14 protein-coding genes and 1 CRISPR repeat array are annotated in these 18,710 nt (G+C 38.7%); of the genes, 10 read left to right on the top strand and 4 right to left on the bottom strand.

Annotated features, from left to right (window positions below; all coding sequences use genetic code 11):
- Positions 1-11 precede the first annotated feature (11 nt).
- The 3 genes from csn2 to LQZ76_RS04140 all read left to right on the top strand — a co-directional run bounded on the left by csn2 (position 12) and on the right by LQZ76_RS04140 (position 4,408).
- Positions 12-659: a type II-A CRISPR-associated protein Csn2 gene (csn2, locus tag LQZ76_RS04150; protein ID WP_230098503.1), complete on the top strand. Its 648-nt coding sequence runs from the start codon at positions 12-14 to the stop codon at positions 657-659.
- A 25-nt stretch (positions 660-684) separates the two neighbouring features.
- Positions 685-2,766: a CRISPR direct-repeat array (repeat unit 36 nt; unit sequence GCTTTAGATGTATGTCAGATTAATCAGTTCGAGATC).
- Between the two features lie 112 nt (positions 2,767-2,878).
- Positions 2,879-3,037 (top strand): hypothetical protein, encoded by a 159-nt coding sequence (locus tag LQZ76_RS04145; RefSeq protein ID WP_230098502.1) that lies wholly within the window; start codon positions 2,879-2,881, stop codon positions 3,035-3,037.
- 318 nt (positions 3,038-3,355) lie between these two features.
- The gene (locus LQZ76_RS04140; RefSeq protein WP_230098501.1) at positions 3,356-4,408 is read left to right on the top strand and encodes an alpha/beta hydrolase; all 1,053 of its coding nucleotides are present in this window, start codon (positions 3,356-3,358) and stop codon (positions 4,406-4,408) included.
- A 55-nt stretch (positions 4,409-4,463) separates the two neighbouring features.
- On the opposite strand, the gene LQZ76_RS04135 is transcribed toward LQZ76_RS04140, so the two are convergent.
- Together LQZ76_RS04135 and LQZ76_RS04130 are read right to left on the bottom strand one after the other, a co-directional pair.
- The gene (locus LQZ76_RS04135) at positions 4,464-4,850 is read right to left on the bottom strand and encodes a hypothetical protein (protein WP_230098500.1); all 387 of its coding nucleotides are present in this window, start codon (positions 4,848-4,850) and stop codon (positions 4,464-4,466) included.
- A gap of 254 nt (positions 4,851-5,104) precedes the next feature.
- Positions 5,105-6,163, bottom strand: coding sequence for an AraC family transcriptional regulator (locus LQZ76_RS04130; RefSeq protein WP_230098499.1), 1,059 nt, complete (start codon positions 6,161-6,163; stop codon positions 5,105-5,107).
- 815 nt (positions 6,164-6,978) lie between these two features.
- On the opposite strand from LQZ76_RS04130, the gene LQZ76_RS04125 reads away from it, so the two are divergent.
- The 4 genes from LQZ76_RS04125 to LQZ76_RS04110 are packed head-to-tail and all read left to right on the top strand — an operon-like array spanning position 6,979 to position 12,450.
- Positions 6,979-8,793: a PTS mannitol transporter subunit IIBC gene (locus tag LQZ76_RS04125; protein ID WP_230098498.1), complete on the top strand. Its 1,815-nt coding sequence runs from the start codon at positions 6,979-6,981 to the stop codon at positions 8,791-8,793.
- A 37-nt stretch (positions 8,794-8,830) separates the two neighbouring features.
- Positions 8,831-10,804, top strand: a complete 1,974-nt coding sequence (locus tag LQZ76_RS04120; protein WP_230098518.1) for a BglG family transcription antiterminator — start codon at positions 8,831-8,833, stop codon at positions 10,802-10,804.
- Positions 10,805-10,832: 28 nt separating this feature from the next.
- A complete protein-coding gene (locus LQZ76_RS04115) occupies positions 10,833-11,276 on the top strand; it encodes a PTS mannitol transporter subunit IIA (protein ID WP_230098497.1) in 444 nt (147 codons plus the stop codon).
- Between the two features lie 13 nt (positions 11,277-11,289).
- Positions 11,290-12,450, top strand: coding sequence for a mannitol-1-phosphate 5-dehydrogenase (locus LQZ76_RS04110; protein WP_230098496.1), 1,161 nt, complete (start codon positions 11,290-11,292; stop codon positions 12,448-12,450).
- Between the two features lie 36 nt (positions 12,451-12,486).
- Here LQZ76_RS04110 and LQZ76_RS04105 read toward each other — a convergent pair whose 3' ends face one another.
- Positions 12,487-13,506 (bottom strand): linear amide C-N hydrolase, encoded by a 1,020-nt coding sequence (locus LQZ76_RS04105; protein ID WP_230098495.1) that lies wholly within the window; start codon positions 13,504-13,506, stop codon positions 12,487-12,489.
- Between the two features lie 207 nt (positions 13,507-13,713).
- Between LQZ76_RS04105 and LQZ76_RS04100 the strand changes: the two genes are divergently transcribed.
- Positions 13,714-13,884, top strand: coding sequence for a hypothetical protein (locus LQZ76_RS04100; RefSeq protein ID WP_168721453.1), 171 nt, complete (start codon positions 13,714-13,716; stop codon positions 13,882-13,884).
- A gap of 59 nt (positions 13,885-13,943) precedes the next feature.
- Here the strand turns inward: LQZ76_RS04100 and LQZ76_RS04095 are convergent, their stop codons facing one another.
- A complete protein-coding gene (locus tag LQZ76_RS04095) occupies positions 13,944-14,906 on the bottom strand; it encodes a helix-turn-helix domain-containing protein (RefSeq protein WP_230098494.1) in 963 nt (320 codons plus the stop codon).
- A 235-nt stretch (positions 14,907-15,141) separates the two neighbouring features.
- Here LQZ76_RS04095 and LQZ76_RS04090 point away from each other — a divergent pair, with 235 nt between their 5' ends.
- Positions 15,142-17,418 (top strand): beta-glucosidase, encoded by a 2,277-nt coding sequence (locus LQZ76_RS04090; RefSeq protein ID WP_230098493.1) that lies wholly within the window; start codon positions 15,142-15,144, stop codon positions 17,416-17,418.
- Positions 17,419-17,430: 12 nt separating this feature from the next.
- Positions 17,431-18,708 (top strand): MFS transporter, encoded by a 1,278-nt coding sequence (locus LQZ76_RS04085; protein ID WP_230098492.1) that lies wholly within the window; start codon positions 17,431-17,433, stop codon positions 18,706-18,708.
- Positions 18,709-18,710: the final 2 nt, after the last annotated feature.

The raw sequence follows: 18,710 nt of genomic DNA, 5'->3' as shown, positions 1-18,710 counted from the left end.
GGTTAATTACGGTGCCAGGATGTGAGGCAATTCCACTAGTTAATGGCTTTAACCGATTAGTAATTGAAAATATTGACCTATATTGGCAATTACAACAATTACTCCAAGGCGATGAAACCATTGAAGGGTACTACTCAATGGATAATAAGCCGCAAAAAATTAAAAATACTGTCGTAATGTTAGGTGATTTAGTTAATCCACATGATTATGGCAAAATTTTTGCTCCTAAAATTGGACAAGTGCTGCAACATTACTGTAGTGATGAGAGTCAAAATGAGTTATTTCGGCTAAATGAACAAATAAAAGATATCGTCATTGAGCAAATCGATGAGAGTAATTTGCCATTTGAAATTAGTGATGAATGGGCAATTGGCGAACTATTTAAATATTGTAAATTAGTCCTTTTACCGCCGACAACACATTCAGCTAATGGTATAATGAGATATATTATTGAAACAGCAAGTCAATTAGGGGATGATCGCCTCTTTGTGGTTTGCGATATCGGGCGGTATTTAAGTGAGTCTGATCAACTTGACTTAATTACTACTATTAATGAATTAAAGTTAAATTTTCTCGAACTGCGGCAAACAGGGGTTCGACCGGCATACCTTGATACAGAGGCATTTCATGTCATTGATGAGGATTATGTGATGTTCTAGGCTTTTTGTTACGAACATGTGGTCCGCTTTAGATGTATGTCAGATTAATCAGTTCGAGATCTTAGTGGGCTAACACCTATTATTAGCACGGGCTTTAGATGTATGTCAGATTAATCAGTTCGAGATCCTTGCTGAACGTGAAAATATCAATCTGAGCGCTTTAGATGTATGTCAGATTAATCAGTTCGAGATCCAATTTGGCTTCATGCTTAATTTGTTAGCAGCTTTAGATGTATGTCAGATTAATCAGTTCGAGATCGTGGATAGAATTAAACGCATTAACACAGATGCTTTAGATGTATGTCAGATTAATCAGTTCGAGATCTAATTGCTGAATGGCTATACCATGTACTGTGCTTTAGATGTATGTCAGATTAATCAGTTCGAGATCTGCACTTAAAATTTGCTTGAATTCATCATTGCTTTAGATGTATGTCAGATTAATCAGTTCGAGATCTGAAGCAGAGCCAATTGATGATGAGCGATAGCTTTAGATGTATGTCAGATTAATCAGTTCGAGATCTGCTGGTTCAAAGATGATGAGTGCCGCTAAGCTTTAGATGTATGTCAGATTAATCAGTTCGAGATCGACTAAATTATATATTAGTGCTTACAATATGCTTTAGATGTATGTCAGATTAATCAGTTCGAGATCCGTCCGTTAAATTGCACATGTAAATCAATTGCTTTAGATGTATGTCAGATTAATCAGTTCGAGATCTGCATTACCAATTGATGCTGCACCAGTTTGGCTTTAGATGTATGTCAGATTAATCAGTTCGAGATCCAATGTGTGGTCCTGTGCCAAACGGTTTGAGCTTTAGATGTATGTCAGATTAATCAGTTCGAGATCACGAGCTGGTTTAGAAATCTTGTCAACGTTGCTTTAGATGTATGTCAGATTAATCAGTTCGAGATCGAACGGGCCAGTAAAACAGTTCGTCTAGCTGCTTTAGATGTATGTCAGATTAATCAGTTCGAGATCGAAAACAATATGAATGTATACGAAGCTGCTGCTTTAGATGTATGTCAGATTAATCAGTTCGAGATCTCCAAAGCCATATTTAGGACGGTTGAATTGGCTTTAGATGTATGTCAGATTAATCAGTTCGAGATCCTTTTTGATATCATCAATTGAATTAGCAGCGCTTTAGATGTATGTCAGATTAATCAGTTCGAGATCACGTTGTTGACCGTCTTTCATGTACGGATAGCTTTAGATGTATGTCAGATTAATCAGTTCGAGATCCTGGTCAGTTCGAAACAACTCAATTGATGCGCTTTAGATGTATGTCAGATTAATCAGTTCGAGATCTTTTAAGCACCTCAGCAGCACTGACGCGTTGCTTTAGATGTATGTCAGATTAATCAGTTCGAGATCGTGGACGCGATAGAAAACTTTAAGGATAAGGCTTTAGATGTATGTCAGATTAATCAGTTCGAGATCAATAGTCACGCTCAAGTGATTGGTGCTTATGCTTTAGATGTATGTCAGATTAATCAGTTCGAGATCCAAAGTGATAGCGCCTGAATGTATTCACGTGCTTTAGATGTATGTCAGATTAATCAGTTCGAGATCTAACTTACCGAGTAGCTTTTTGATTGGTTCGCTTTAGATGTATGTCAGATTAATCAGTTCGAGATCAAAGAAGGTTACTTTATCGTTGCCAGTTGAGCTTTAGATGTATGTCAGATTAATCAGTTCGAGATCTGGCCTGAATGGCTGAATTAGTAGTAGTACGCTTTAGATGTATGTCAGATTAATCAGTTCGAGATCAAAGAAGGTTACTTTATCGTTGCCAGTTGAGCTTTAGATGTATGTCAGATTAATCAGTTCGAGATCGTCAACACCATGTTCAAGGAGGTTAGTAATGCTTTAGATGTATGTCAGATTAATCAGTTCGAGATCCGTTTTGATTCGTGGTAAGAAGTAGTCTAGGCTTTAGATGTATGTCAGATTAATCAGCTCGAGATCATTTTTTCTCCACGAAAAAAGACCTTAGTTGCTTTAGATGTATGTCAGATTAATCAGTTCGAGATCAAGCGCTTCAACCTTGCCTTTCTGCGTGTCGCTTTAGATGTATGTCAGATTAATCAGTTCGAGATCGTTCGCATTTGTGAATGATGTTGATGACGTTCGCTTTAGATGTATGGAAGCATATTTTTTTGATGAAGAACAAAAATTATTATATGACTATTAATAAGTAGGAGAATCAAATATGTTAAAAGTTATCGCGACACTAGTTGTCTTAGCAGTCGGTGCTTATATTGTCAATGGTGGTTGGGCCGAAAACTTAGGGGCTCTGTATCGTAATTACAAGCAATCCAACATGTCACTGACAGAATTTTGGCACGGTGTGATTCGTAAACGTAAGTAAGTAGAAAAATTAAACTCGAAAATCGTTAGATCAGTAATTATGCTGGTCTAACGATTTTTTGTTTAAAAATAGTTCAAAATGTAATAGTACACACAGTACAATATCCCTAAAGTCAAAACCACGTCAGCAGGGGGTGAGTTGGTGATACTGGTATCGGATTTTAAGCTGTCTAATTATTAATTAAACAAAATTAGTTACTGGCAATTAACTGAAGTTTCGCATAATATAGAGGTGTATTTAGATAATGTTAATGCTTAATTGCGGTAGGACCATGCTAGCGGTTGCTAAATTTAACCTGGTTCTATAGGAGGATTTCAGATGACGGAATATTCACCCACATTAACGGCGTATTTTGATCGGTTACATGCTTTGGAGACACGAACGGCGATGGACGGGAGTGTGCATATTGCAACGCCTGATGATAATGGCACCATTGATAGTTGGTATGACTTAATTCCACCGCGCCAACCATTACCAATTGCTGAACAACAAGGCATGCAAGTTGCTTATGCGACTGGTGATTTAGCAAAATTAGCGCAGTATATTCGTTTGACAATGGGCTCACAAAATCAAGATGTGACCTCACAATTAATTGATGAAGTTGAACGCACGAGTGGCCAATTAGTAATGACGTCCTATCACGTTAGTAGCGCCTTAGAGCCAGTTAATATCCTATTCTATCTACATGGTGGGGCCCTGATTGGTGGTAAACGAGCAGTAACGGCGAATTTTACCAAATATGTCGCCCAAGAATTAGGACCAACGTGGCTCGTGGTGAATATTGATTATCCATTGTTACCAGAAACCAAGCTAAGTGAGATGTTAGCTTGGTTACAACATGAAATTACAACAATTACGGGTGCAAATCAGTATCAGCAAATTGTCCTCGGTGGGGATAGCAGTGGTGGTTATTTAGCGGCCCAATTAGCAACCTTGCTCCAAAATATTGTTACAGCAACTGTGTTATTGTATCCTCAATTAACGCTCCAACCCGAACGATATCCTGTCGAAGTAAATGCATTTCGTCTTGCGACTACGCAACCGGATGTTATGCAAGGGATGATTTCGAGCATGCAACAGTTATTACAACTGCAGCAACACTTGATACAAACAGAGGCTGTGCTTGATAATGCGCAATTCAATCCGTTAGCAAATGTTGATGTCCTCCCCAGCACGTTATTAATTTCTGCTGAAGTTGATGCACTGGTGATTCAAGCCCAAGCATTATGGGCTCAATTGGACCAACGCGATTTGGGAGATCAGTACATCATTTTTGATCAATTAAAACATGCTTTTATTGATCAATTTGGTGTCTTGCCGCAAGCACAACGCGCGGCCCAAGAAATAGTGAACTGGCTTAAAAATAAATAAAAAAAACAAGCCCAACTTTCAAAATTGAAGGTTGGGCTTGTTTTTTAGTAAACGATTACTTGTTAGCGCTTGAAGAATCAGCAGCTGCTGGTACGTCACTTGCATCTGGTTGGTGTGAGGCAAAGTGTGGAATTGCTTGGTTATCAGTTTTGTCACGTAGGTTGTGAGTGGCTTGTTGGGCTTGGTCAAGTTGCGCCTTAACTTCGTTGTTGTTAGTAGTTAAGCTAGCAAGGGCGTCTTTTGTATTTGAGAGCTCTTGTTTAACATTTTTGTAGGCGGAGTACAATTTATCATTGTATTCCATCATCCGGTTAATGTTGTTAGTTGTTACTTGGGCATCTTCAGTACTTTGTGAGAAGGCAGCTGCACCAACAGAAGTTCCCCCAATAAAGATAGTAATGGCACCTAATGTGCTAAGAATGGCAATATTACGTCGTTTCATAAATCTAAATCTCCTTGCTATATATATTAAATATTATTTAAAGAAACTAAAAGATATTATATCAGGTATTTTTTAAAAAATAAATAATATTATATAATATATCTTAAAAAGATTATGAAAATCAATAAAAAAGATAGTTATATTAAGTTAAAATCAACAAATTTAAGAATTTTGTTTAATTAAATTTTATGAAGGCAGCAAAAAACCTTGAAAGTCTGGTTAACTTTCAAGGTTTAGAGTGGCGATGCTAGTAATTACATGATAATCTGGCGAAATTGCTTCGGGGTGACCCCAGTATAGCGCATGAATTCTTTGATAAAGTGGCTTGAATCGTAATAACATAACATTTCGGCTAGTTCTAGAATTTGTAAGGTTGGGTGAAGGACCAAAAGATAGCGGCTCATCGCAATTTTTTGTTCATTCATATAGTCAAGTGGGGTAGTATCTAGATCTGTTTTAACTAAGCGGCGTAACTGCACAGGTGACATATCCATTTGTTCAGCAATATCAGTAATGCTAATTTTATGGTAGATATTGGTTTGGACGATATGTTTAAACATACAGATGTCATTGCGCATAATAACTTCAGGAATAACGAGAATGTCATCCAGAAAGTTACTAATGTAATCCATAATCGGGACGTCTAAAGTCGTTAGCTTAACGATATATTGTTCACTGATTTCATACACCTTGGTAGCTGAAAATTCGGCCAAAACGGCCAATTGGGTTAAGATAGCTAAAATTGCAATACATAAATTTTTACTAGTTACTTCTGCAATTGGTAAAGCCGCAGCTTGTTGGTTACTGATTTGGCGATTAGAATTAACCATTAAGGCAATCAGTTGTAAGCACGTCGCTTTATCATTTTTTTGCATACTAGTAATTAAGGTACTATATAGGGCACGACTTGAATTGGCATTAAAGGGGAGTTGAATCGTATCAAGGTTGGTTGATTTTTGAGGGCGACAGTTAATAATTTTAAAATTGGCCATAGTAAGTTGGTAACAGTCTTCAATTAAGCCGCGATAAAAGTAAATTTGGCGGGTGTTAATCCCATCCTGAGCCGTGTCATCAGGTAATAATTCGATTTTTAACGTTAAGAAAGTATCCTGGCGGCAAACGATCAACAACTGGTTTTTCAAAATTAATGCGACTCCAGTAAACGCTGGATCGGTAAGCAATGTTTGAACCCCTTGTAACGTTGCTTGATCAAGGTATTGTTTTAAGTACTTAGGTGAATTACTTGAAAATTCATATTTAAAATTTAAGGCGGAACTTAAGATAATTAATTTATTTAGTACCGTGTGTTGCATTTTTATGGTTTCCTTCACAATTAATGTTCTTTTTTTATAATAGCGGGTTCTTTTATACAATTTCCTTTTACACCGTAATTATATAATACATTTGTCGCTTGGATAAGCGCTTACAAAAGTATTATAACTAAATTAAGGTCACTTAACTGTTAAAAGCACGACCCTTCAAGTTGCGGCCACCTCAAACTTGCATGATACTAAGAACAAGAACGCAAGCATAGATTTCCTCACGCTAAGAACAAATGAAAGTCTATTGTAAGTATTGGGTGGTGACCGTGAATAAATGTAACTATCTCTGGACCATAAAAATCTAAGAGTTAAGGCCATTAGTTGAATACTTAATCAGTAATCCATCAATCATTGGTTGTTGATGATCATGCGAGTACCTTTGATTGTAATCCGTACACCCGTATAAGGACTTTGTGAGGCGTGATAAAGCTGATGAGCGCGCAATCTATCCGCGACATTATTTAGTAAACGTTTTTATGGCTTAGCTAGGATAGCTGACTAGGTATCGTCATAAAACACACTCCTTGTTAAAAGAGATTCTGTTGGAATCTCTTTTTTTGTGTACATAGTTAGGTAACACATAATATATGTCTCGAAAAATTATTATTACGATATAAAAAATATTTCACAAGCGAGATTGTGAAGTGGGTAATAATTAAAGTTGTTCTATTAATGTTCTTGTTTGTGAAGTTTAAAAAGATGTCACAAACTTTCGTGCCATTATTTATATTACGCGTTATAATGTAAGCGGTTACAATTAATTCATAAATTAAATTATATTAGTTTTTTGGAAAGGATTAATTGTTATGCAAGTAAAACAAAAAACATCGTTGAAGGTTAAAGTACAACGACTAGGTACTGCCTTATCAAGTATGGTGATGCCCAATATTCCGGCACTAATTGCCTGGGGGGTGCTTACCGCATTCTTTATTCCAGCTGGGTTCTTCCCCAATAAAGGGTTTGCCCATCTGGTTGGGCCAATGCTCGCTTATCTCATTCCATTAATGATTGCCTATACCGGTGGTAAAAATATTTACGAACACCGGGGCGGAATTGTTGGAGCAATCGGGGCTTTTGGAGCAATCCAAATTGCCCAAGATACCCAAGGAATTCCAATGATCTTAGGTGCGATGATTATTGGTCCACTTGGCGCATGGTTGATGAAGAAATTTGATGAATATGTCCAACCACATATCAAGGCGGGATTTGAAATGCTCGTTAATAATTTCTCAGCCGGTTTTGTGGGTTTCTTCTTAGCCTTATTCTCATACAAGTTAATCGGACCACTCGTTAGTTTATTAACGCAAGTTATGGCCAAAGGGGTTGACTTCTTAATTGCAACTCACTTGATTCCATTAGCCAACGTCTTTATTGAACCAGCTAAAATTCTTTTCTTGAACAATGCGATTAACCAAGGAATCTTAACGCCACTTGGACTTGAACAAGCTAAGACCGCTGGGAAATCATTACTCTTCTTACTTGAAGCTAACCCAGGTCCTGGTTTAGGAATTTTAATTGCCTTTATGCTCTTTGGTAAAGGAAGTGCCAAAGCAACTGCTCCTGGAGCAATCTTAATTCAATTTATCGGTGGGATTCACGAAATTTACTTCCCATACGTTATGATGAAACCTGCCTTATTCTTCGCCGTTATTGCCGGTGGGGTATCAGGAACACTTACTAACAACATCTTAGGTAGTGGATTGGTAGCACCCGCATCACCTGGTTCAATTATCTCAATTACTGGAGTCGCTGCTCCAGCTGGTTTGACCAATGTGCTTAGTGTTTGGGCCGGAGTTTTAGTAGCCGCCGCCGTTAGTTTCTTAGTAGCTGCCGTAATTTTAAAACGCGATAAATCATTAGTTGATGATACTCAATTAGTTGAAGCCCAAGCTCACATGGCTGATGCCAAAGCGGTTGCCAAGGGTCAAGCCGCACCGACTATTTCTACGACAATTACTGGTAACATTGGGGATATTAAGCACATTATCTTTGCATGTGATGCTGGGATGGGTTCATCCGCAATGGGAGCATCAATTTTACGTGACAAAGTTAAAAAAGCGGGGTTAGGCATTGATGTTACTAACCGTGCAATTAGTAATTTAACCGATGGTGCTGACACCTTAGTCGTAACACAAGAAGAATTAGCTGATCGAGCTGCTACAAAAGCACCAAGCTCAATTCGGGTGGCAGTAGCGAACTTCTTGAATTCACCTAAATATGATGAAATCGTCAACATGTTAAATGAAGCGAACCACGGTACTACAGTGACACCAGTTGCTAAGCCAACAGAAGCAACTAAACAAGAAGTTGATTGCGATGTTGATTTAAATGTTATTGATGAAGTCGTCTTTGCTCGTGATGATAACCACATTGGTTCAGCAACGATGGGTAAAGCGGTCTTACAAGCTATCTTTGACAAAAATGACATTCATATTCCAATTTCAGATGTGCAATTTGAAGCATTAGGTAGTTACAATGCACCGAATATTATGGTTGTAACGACCCTAGATTTTGCTGACAATGTGGCTAAATATGCCCCACGGGCGCAAAATGTCGCTGTTTCAAGCTTAATCACTACTACGCAATACGACAAGATGGTAAAACGTATGCAAAAAAAATAAAAAAATAATAACTAGGGGGGATTGATTTGTGGCAGAAATGTGGCTAACCGAACGAGAAGAAAAAATAGTTGAAGTTCTTTTGCAAAGTGGTCCGCAAACGGTCAAAAACTTATTAGATGTCACTAAAATGAGTCGTCGCACACTTTATCGTGATTTACAAAATTTACAGACGACATTACCTAAATATGGGGCCTTTCTAATAAAGAAAGAAAATGGGTATCAATTACAAGGGGATTTAGCAGCATTTAAAACTGCTGAAAAATTAATTGAATGGACGCAAAGTAGTCGGAACGTTGCTGAGTTAATCTTACTATTGATGGATCAAGCATCATTAACACAAATTATGACGATTTTTGGAATATCACAACCAACAGCAACGGCGGATTTCAAAATTATTGAACAAAATGTTAGTCGCAACGGCGCTCAATTATCACGTGAAAAGGGGCTGCATATAATTGGCAGTGAATTTACAAAGCGTTCTTTAATGGTTTCTGCCTTGAAAAAAGGGTTAACAACCATTGAAACGCTTAAAATGACGCCAGCTTCATTTAGTGATAATAAGCTTGTCAATCGATTACCTTACGAACGATTTGCGTTAATAAATGCTGCTTTTGATGCGGAAGATTTACACAATATTTCTGATCGAACTCAGGCATTAATTCGCTTATTCTTTATTACTAGTCTGATTCGCATTGAATCGGGCAAGCCAATGCCAACCGATATTGATAATCATCCAAGTAAGGAAGCCTTAGAGTTTGTGACGCGTATTGTTAAACATTTACCCGCAAACCAATTTAAGTTGCCAGAAATTCTATACTTGGCATCAATCACCGATTCCCTATATTTTCAACAAAATGATAATTTACTGTTTGATGAAAAATATGATACGGATTTCATTAACAAAGTTCGCCAATTGATCACGGAAGTGTCAGCAGCAGTGAATATTGAATTTGGTCGGGATAATACGTTATTTAGTCTATTAAACGCTCACTTACGGAGTATTTTCATCGTGCCGCAATTGTTTGAAGATGAGAAATCAACCTTCATTCAATCCATTCAAGCCGAACACCCGCGGATCTTTGCAATTGTTGATAAGGCGTTAACTAAAGTTTTTAATAAACAATTTCCACTAGATGAGGTCGCTTTTATAACCTTACACTTTACGAGTACTTTAGAACGTTCAAGTGTGGTGTTGCCAATGCGGGCAGCTTTAATCACCGATCGGGGGCGGATATCGGCCGAATTCTTTGCACGGACCTTACAGACTCAGTTCCCATTTATCGAATCAATTCAGATTCTTCAACAGAGTAACTTTGATGAACAAATGGCGGCAAATTATGATTTGGTCTTTACAACAAAACGCATTAGTGGTGATTACATTAAAGTTGATCCTGATTTTCAAGCTAGTAACTTTAGTGAAATTGCCCAAGCAATTCGTAAAGTTCGCGCTAAAATGGATCGGCGCCATGAACAAAATAACCCACAACAAGGTTATTTAAACATTCAAGACTTTTTGCAACAATCACAACAAATTATCACTGATTTCAATGTGCAGGAATTAGTTAATCCAACTGATTTTACGGGGACCATTCAGTCAATTATTAATAATATTGCTTGGATAGACCGTAAGGCAGATGTCGTTGATGTCTTAGTTAAACGGTTTACAGAAACGCCCTTTGGGATTCCAGATACCAATATTGCATTGGTCCACGGAGTGTCAGCTGATATTGCCAAACCATATTTTGCGATTGTTGATTTAAAACAACCAATTGATGTCTTAGGTAGTGATAAAGTTCCGATGACCATTAATCGAATTTTAGTCTTAATGGCCCCTAAAAATGTTAATGAAATTACCAATAGTATTCTTGGGCGGATAACCAGTTCAATTGTTGAGTACTCACTCTACACTGCTATTTATCGTTCAGGGAACTACGAAATTGTCTATGAATTGTTAAACAAGATTATAAATGAAACGTTACAAAATTATGGTGCTTTAGCAGGCAACATGTGAGCAAAATAATAGAACAGGAGATGTGCAAATGCAAATTCAAAAAGAGCTCGTTAAATTGAATCAATACTTTGATAACAAAGAAGATGCGATTCGGTATTGTGGCAACTTATTAGTTGAAGGGGGTTATGTAACCGCCGACTATGTGCCAGCAATGATTAAGCGTAATGAGGAGTTATCAGTTTACATGGGGAATTTCATTGCAATCCCCCACGGTACGGATGAAGCTAAACGTGATGTTAAAAAGACCGGGATTACGATTGTGCAAGTCCCCCGTGGCGTTAGTTTTGGATCCGCTGATGATACCGAGAAAATTGCGACAATTCTTTTTGGAATTGCCGGTGTTGGGAATGAACACTTGGAGTTAATTCAAAAAATCTCAATCTTTTGTGCCGATGTTGACAATGTGGTCAAATTGGCCGATGCCACTTCAGTTGATGAAATCGTTAACTTATTAGAAGCTGTTGAAGCTTAAGGAGAAAATAAACATGAAACAAGCTGTACACTTTGGAGCTGGTAATATTGGGCGTGGTTTTATTGGTGAAATTTTACACCAAAATGATTTTGCAATTTCCTTTGTTGATGTGAACGAAACTATCATCGATGCCCTTAATGCCCAAAAAGAATATGATATCGAATTAGCATCTGATGCCCATGAAGCAATTCATGTTGACAATGTTCGTGGTATCAACAATGCCAAGAACCCTGAAGCAGTCATTGCAGCGATTGCCGATGCTGATGTGGTTACGACGGCCATTGGCCCCAATATCTTACCATTTATCGCTGAATTATTAGCACAAGGAATTCATGCTCGGCATGTGGCTAACAGCACCACACCATTAGATGTCATTGCGTGTGAAAACATGATTGGTGGTAGTCAATTCTTCTTAAGTAAGGTTAAAGAACACTTGGATGAAGCTGATTTGGCGTATGTTGACCAATATGTTGGTTTCCCCAATGCCGCAGTTGATCGAATTGTCCCTAACCAATCGAATGTTGATCCATTACATGTCATTGTTGAACCATTCTGTGAATGGGTGGTTGATGAAAGTCAAATGAAGAATGCAGCTCTTAAAATTGATGGGGTCCACTACGCCAGTGATTTGGAACCATTTATCGAACGTAAGTTATTTTCAGTTAACACGGGGCATGCAACGGTTGCCTATAATGGGGCAGCTGCTGGTTACACCACCATTACCGAAGCCCTTACAGATGAAACTATTATGGCCACTTTACGCGATGTTCAAGCTGAAATTCGAGCATTGTTGTTAGCTAAGTTTGATTTTACTGAAGCCGATTTAGTTGCCTATCATAATACGATTTGCGAACGTTTTGCTAACCCATACATTATTGATAAGATTACCCGCGTTGGTCGGACCCCAATTCGAAAGCTCGGCTATGATGAACGCTTTATTCGCCCAATTCGTGAATTGAGCGAACGTGACTTACCATGTGATACGTTAATCGCGACAGTTGGTAAAATCTTCACGTACCAAGATGAAAATGATCAACAAGCTGTTGAATTACAAGCTAAGTTGGCCACAACACCATTAGTTGACGTGATTAAAGATGTAACTGGCGTTACGGATGCTGCCTTGATTGCAAAATTGACAGCAGCCATTAAAGCTAACTTAAAAGTTAAAAATTAATATGTAAAAAAAATACCAGCCGCAGCTGGTATTTTTTTAGTTTAAACTGTGAACGTGATTAGTTAAATCAATTTCTTCGTAAGTGATGTGATCAAGTGTAGGGTCAAGGGTCTTGCTAGTAAAGGCAAGCGCACGGCCTGATTGCACGTAAAGGGTCTTGTTAGTTAAATCGTAACCAGCCCAGTAACGTGTGAAGTCAGATAATTGGGTAGTTGGTGTTTTGTGTTCAAGACCACGTGGAATGATAACTGGACGGAAAGCAGCGTATAATTGGGCAATTCCATCTTGGGTATCAAATTTATCCATTAAGTTTGAGTAGATGAAGCTCCGAACAAACCGTGATGGTGAAGTGTAATCACCAGGAATCCCAAAGAGTCCGTAACCAGTACCACCTTCAATCGGGTGTAAGGTTTTATCGTTGATTTGACGGTCATCGGGGTGATCGATGTTTGTCATCCCGATATAGTTACGGATATTGTTTAAGTGGTAATCGTATTCAGGACTGTTTGTCATCACATCGGCGAAGTCATAGACCTTAAATTCACCATTGTGAACGGCTTCTAGGACAACCCCCGCCCCAGTTGGGTCAGTGAAGACATAGTGAAGTGGGTAGTTAATTGATTGGCCTTGGTAATCGAGGGCGTATTTAATTAGCGCTAATTGGCTAATATTGGCTTTAATATCAGCAACGGATTGGTAGTTAGTTAAAATGTAACCAACAAATTCTTCACCTAGGACAGGGGTTAAATCCGTCCCTTCAAAGTCAGCTTCGTCTTTCCAAGTACATTCCATTAATACTTGGGTATCACCAGCTAAACCGTGTTCGTTGATGCCATCATAGATGAATGCAGATTGGTCAGCGGCCATCCCCACCATTGCGTACTTAGCTTGCCAATTGCGGAATTGACTAGGTACTTCAACGTTGGCCGGAATATTGATAATTTTACCAGGTAGAACCATGCCAGCATCTTCACCAAACATTGGTAACGCTAAATCCATCGTACGACCGAAAAAGATATCACCATTGGTGGCGGTTAATTTAATTGCAGTACACATAAAGCTTCCTCCTATAGATAACACATATTATATATCCAATTATAGGAGTTTAATTAATAAATTCAATTTAAAAGCTTATGAAGAACATTAAGGCTAGCATAAGAAAAACTTACAAAAAAGGAGAAAAAAGATTGTATTTATATGGTGTAAGGTGTATTATTCATACAACATAAAGTTAGTATTTAATTAGGAAATGAGGCTCTGAATATGAATGTATTTTTACGCTTTCTCTCAACTATTTTTGTCGCCTTTACCAATGCTATTCCCAACTGGTTTTTCTTCACACGCTTAGACAAAAAATCACTTGCTGACTATAACCGGGCTGCTTTTGAAAACACTTCAGCCGGCGGACCACGTCATTCACGTGACATGCACTAAGCAATGTAATATTGAAAAGACTCGAATTAAATTCGAGTCTTTTTTTGTGGTTATTAATGTTACGCATTGATGATTTGTTGGAATTGTTTCGGGGCCATCCCACTAAAATGTAAAAACTCTTTGATAAAATGGCTAGAATCGTAAAAGCATAGCATATCGGCAATTTCGAGAATTTGTAAGTCGGGGCGGGTTAGTAATAGATACCGGCCCATGGCAATTTTTTGCTCATTAATATATTCCAGGGGCGTGATATTTAAATGCTCTTTCATAATGCGCCGTAATTGAACGGTTGAAATATCTAGTGCGGAAGCTAATTCAATCACCGTTAATTTAGTGAAGATATGTTTTTGCACGTAGTGTTTTAGAAGGCTAATCTGGTGCGTTGAGGTGGTATTTGGTAAATTAAAGATATCAGCCAGAAATTCTGTTATGAAATCATACCGATAAATATTAGTTTTCGCTAGTACCTCGAGATAGGAATCACTTAAACGATACATGGCAGTGGCATCGACATCAGCTAAAATAGCCACTTGCGTAAGGATGGTAATTAACGAAACGGTTAGAAAATTATTGAGTGTCGTGTTAACTGGTAAATCAGCTAATTGTTGGTTATTAAAATCACGATTAGATTCCGTAATTAATCTAATAATGCGTAGACATGCCGGTTTATCGCGTTTACGGATACTAGTCGTTAACGTACTATAAAGGGCACGACTTGAGGCGGCGTTAAATGGTAATTGGACGGCCGATAAGGCATTAATTCCAGTACGAGATGAGATATCAATCACTGTTAGTTGAGAGAATTCTTTTTGATAGCATTCCTCAATGAGATTACGATAGAAATGCAGCGTATCTTGCCGCCGAGTTGGGGTGATTTCTTGTTTTGAGAAAGGTACTTTCAACGTTAAAAATACGTGACCATGGACACAAAACGTTAAGGCTTGATCACTAATCAGCGCGATACCGATAAATTGATCTGCATGCAATGGCGCAGTAAGCACTTTAAGTTGTTCAGCTGACAAGTGAATCCTAATATTGCCAGGAAGTATCGTTGTAAATTGATATGTAAATTTGAGGACGGAACTTAGGATTATAACTTTAGTTAAAATAGTTTGTTGCAAAAGATAATTCCCCCTAAGAATTATTATGGTTTATTTAAGTTAAAAATGTCATCTTTTGTACAATTGATTAGTATAAACTGATTATATAATATTTTTACCGTATAGTAAGCGCTTACAATTGAAAAGGGGGAACAATATGGCAGATTTAAAAAAACTAACGATTGACGATAAGATTCGTATTATTACTGGGCTTGATACATGGCACACGGTGGGGGTTCCAGCCGCAGATGTTAAAAGTATTTTAATGTCTGATGGACCACATGGCTTACGCTTGCAAGTTAATGAAGATGGCCAAACAGGAGATAATTTAGGCTTTAATGGGAGTGCCCCAGCAACGGCGTTACCAACGGGGAGTGCCCTTGCAAGTACATGGAATCGCGAGTTACTTAGTAAAACGGGGGATGTAATTGGTCGCGAAGCCGCAGCTCACCATGTCAATGTGGTCTTAGGGCCGGCGGTTAATATTAAGCGTTCGCCATTAGGCGGCCGGAATTTTGAATATTATGCTGAAGATCCATATTTAGTCGGTGAATTAGCAACGGCCTACATCAATGGCTTACAAGCCCATCACGTGGGGGCTTCGATTAAACACTTTGCATTAAATAATCAAGAAACCCGTCGGATGAATGTCAATGTTCACGTAGATGAACGCACAATGCATGAAATCTACTTAGCCGGCTTTAAAAAGGCCATTACGACTGCCAAACCATGGACCGTAATGACGGCTTATAATCGCGTTAATGGTGAGTATGCGTCAAATAGTCACGTGTTATTAGATATTTTACACAAAGACTGGGGTTATCAAGGAGCGGTCATTTCTGATTGGACCGCAGTTGATGATATTATTGCCAGTCTCAAAGCTGGTTTAAATATTGAAATGCCAGGGAATCAAGCGGTAACACCAGCGATTGTTAAGCGCGCCTTAGCTGAAGGTACTTTGACGGAAGCCCAATTAGATGCGGCCATTGTCCCAATTTTACGTTTGGTAGAAAAAGCCGAATTACAACCAAAAACGCCAGTACCAATTGATTTGGCTCAACAAGCGCAAGCCGCTTATGAAATTGCCAGTGAAACGAGTGTTTTATTAAAAAATGAAGATGCAGTTTTACCAATTGATAAAGATGAATCAGTGGCCTTTATTGGGGCGATGCTTGATCAACCACGGTTTCAAGGCGGGGGCAGTTCACATATTAATGCGAAATATTTAACCTTAATTAAGCCAACCTTAGCGACCACCTTTAATGAAGCTAAGTCCCAGTTTTTAACTGGTTACCACATGGATGATACGCCAGATGAACAATTAATTGCTGAGGCGGTAGCTGCGGCCAAGGTCCATCGTAAAGTAGTAGTTTTTGCTGGATTACCAGATAAATATGAGTCAGAAGGTTTTGACCGTAAAGACCTTGACTTACCATCACAACAAAATCGACTAATTAGTGCGGTGAGTGCCGTTAATGACCATGTGATTGTGGTATTAAATAACGGCGCCCCAGTAACGATGCCCTGGGTTGATGACGTGGCGGCCATTATTGAAGCTTACTTACCAGGTCAAGCAATTGGGCAAGTCATCCCCGATATTTTGACTGGAAAAATTAATCCCAGTGGTAAACTTGCCGAAACTTTCCCACAAAAACTTAGTGATACGCCAAGTTATCTTAACTTTCCGGGCAGTATCAATGATGTTTACTACGGTGAAGGTTTATATGTTGGCTATCGGTACTATGATGCCAAAGCAATTCCACCGTTATTTGCTTTTGGCCACGGGTTAAGTTATACAACGTTTGCCTATCATGATTTAACCGTGACCCCAACTAACGATTGCCTGCAGATAACGGCAACTGTTCAAAATACGGGGCATGTGGCTGGTAAAGAAAGTGTGCAGTTCTATGTTAGTGATGATAGCAATCAAGTTAGTTGTCCACCAAAAGAATTAAAACAGTTTGCTAAAGTTGCGCTACAACCAGGTGAACAGACCACGGTGCAAGTTGAAATTCCGTTTACTGAGTTAGCCCATTATGATATTGATGCGCATGCTTGGCAATACACTGGTGGGCCGCAAACGGTTATTATGGCTGCGAGTGCAACGGATTTACGTCTACGAGCAACAGTAGATTTACCAGTGGTCGCTGCACCAGCCTTGCCAGTTAATATTCATACAACGATTGGCCAATTATTGGCCAACGAAGCAACTAAAGCCATTGGCATGCAAATTATTAATGGGCTAGCCAAGGCCTTTGGAATGGATCCAACGAGTGATGAGGGGAGTTCGGCTGGCTTTGATCAAGCGACCGTTTTAGCAATGTTAAACGATTTACCAATTCGCGCTTTGGCGAGTTTTAGTGCTGGGGCAATTAATGAGCACACCATCCAAGCGTGGATTGATCAAGCCAATCAACAAATTACACCTAAGTAGGGGGAATTTAAAATGACTAATGAAAAAACGAGTTACAAACGTTTAGTAGCGGCAATATTAATTGGGTTCACGATGCTATCAGTTGCTTTGTTAACGCCCGCCTTAGTATTGCTAAGTGTTAAAGTTATCAATTTGGATCCAAAAAACTACACCAATACGTATGGATTTGCGGTTGGAATTGGGACCTTCTTTGCGATTATTGCACCACCACTTGGGGGAGCGTTGGGTGATCATACGCACTTAATGTTGGGTAAACGGCGCGTATGGTTAATTATTGGTGCTGTTGTCGGTGCTGTTGGAATGCTCATGATGGGCTTTAGTAAGAGCATTGGTGTTTTAATTGCTGGTTGGATGATTGTCCAATTCTTCTATAACATTGCTGGGGCTTCATTTTCAAGTTTGGTTCCTGATCAAGTTCCTGAAGAAAAACGAGCTAGTTTTTCAGGATTGATTGGTTTAGCGCAACCATTAGGAGTGTTGATTGGGAATGTATTGGCCGGGGCTTTAAATGTTAAGTTTCCGATTTTACTTTGGATTATTTTGACATTATTTGGTTTAGCAGGTCCAATTATTACTTCTTTAATGATTAAAGACACACCTGCCATTAAGAAACCTCAAGGTCCTAAACAAAGCTTTGGGCACATGTTAGGCAGTATTTTCCCAAGTCCACGTAAATACCCTAATTACACAAAAGCCTTTTTCCTCAAAATTTTTATTTTGATGGGTTACGGAGCCGGAACGTATTTACCAATTATGTTAGCACGTAAATTTGGTTTTTCAGGAAACCATGCGGGTCAAGTAGTAGCGATTGTAAATATTGCGGGCTTAGTTTTTGCCGCGGGGATGAGTTTAGCAGGTGGATTCTTAAGTGATAAAATTAAACGGCAACGCCCATTAATTTTAGCTGGAGCCATTTCAATGATTATTGGTTTAATGCTTTACATGACCGCTACTGGGATTCCAGTAATTATTGTCGGTGGGATTTTCCTTGCAACTGGTTTTGGTCTCTTTAACTCAGCCGATGCCTCACTTGTTTTACGCGTTTTACCTAATAAAGATGATGCGGGTAAGGATTATGGGTTAATGACATCAGCTAACAACTTACAAGGGGTTTTGATTCCATTATTAGCACCATTCTTATTAAAGATTGGCGGTTGGTATGCATTCTTTATCGGGCTAGCAATTATTTGTGCTTTAGGAATCGTAATGCTATATTCAATTCCAGAAGATCCACGCTTTGCAGCAAGCAAACAAGCGACTGATGATGTGCACCATGCACCAGTTGCATAATT

The organism is Periweissella ghanensis (assembly GCF_918814755.1).
Taxonomy (GTDB): Bacteria; Bacillota; Bacilli; order Lactobacillales; family Lactobacillaceae; genus Periweissella; species Periweissella ghanensis.
The sequence above is the reverse complement of the archived record's forward strand: the minus strand, read 5'-3'. Positions and strand labels throughout refer to the sequence as shown.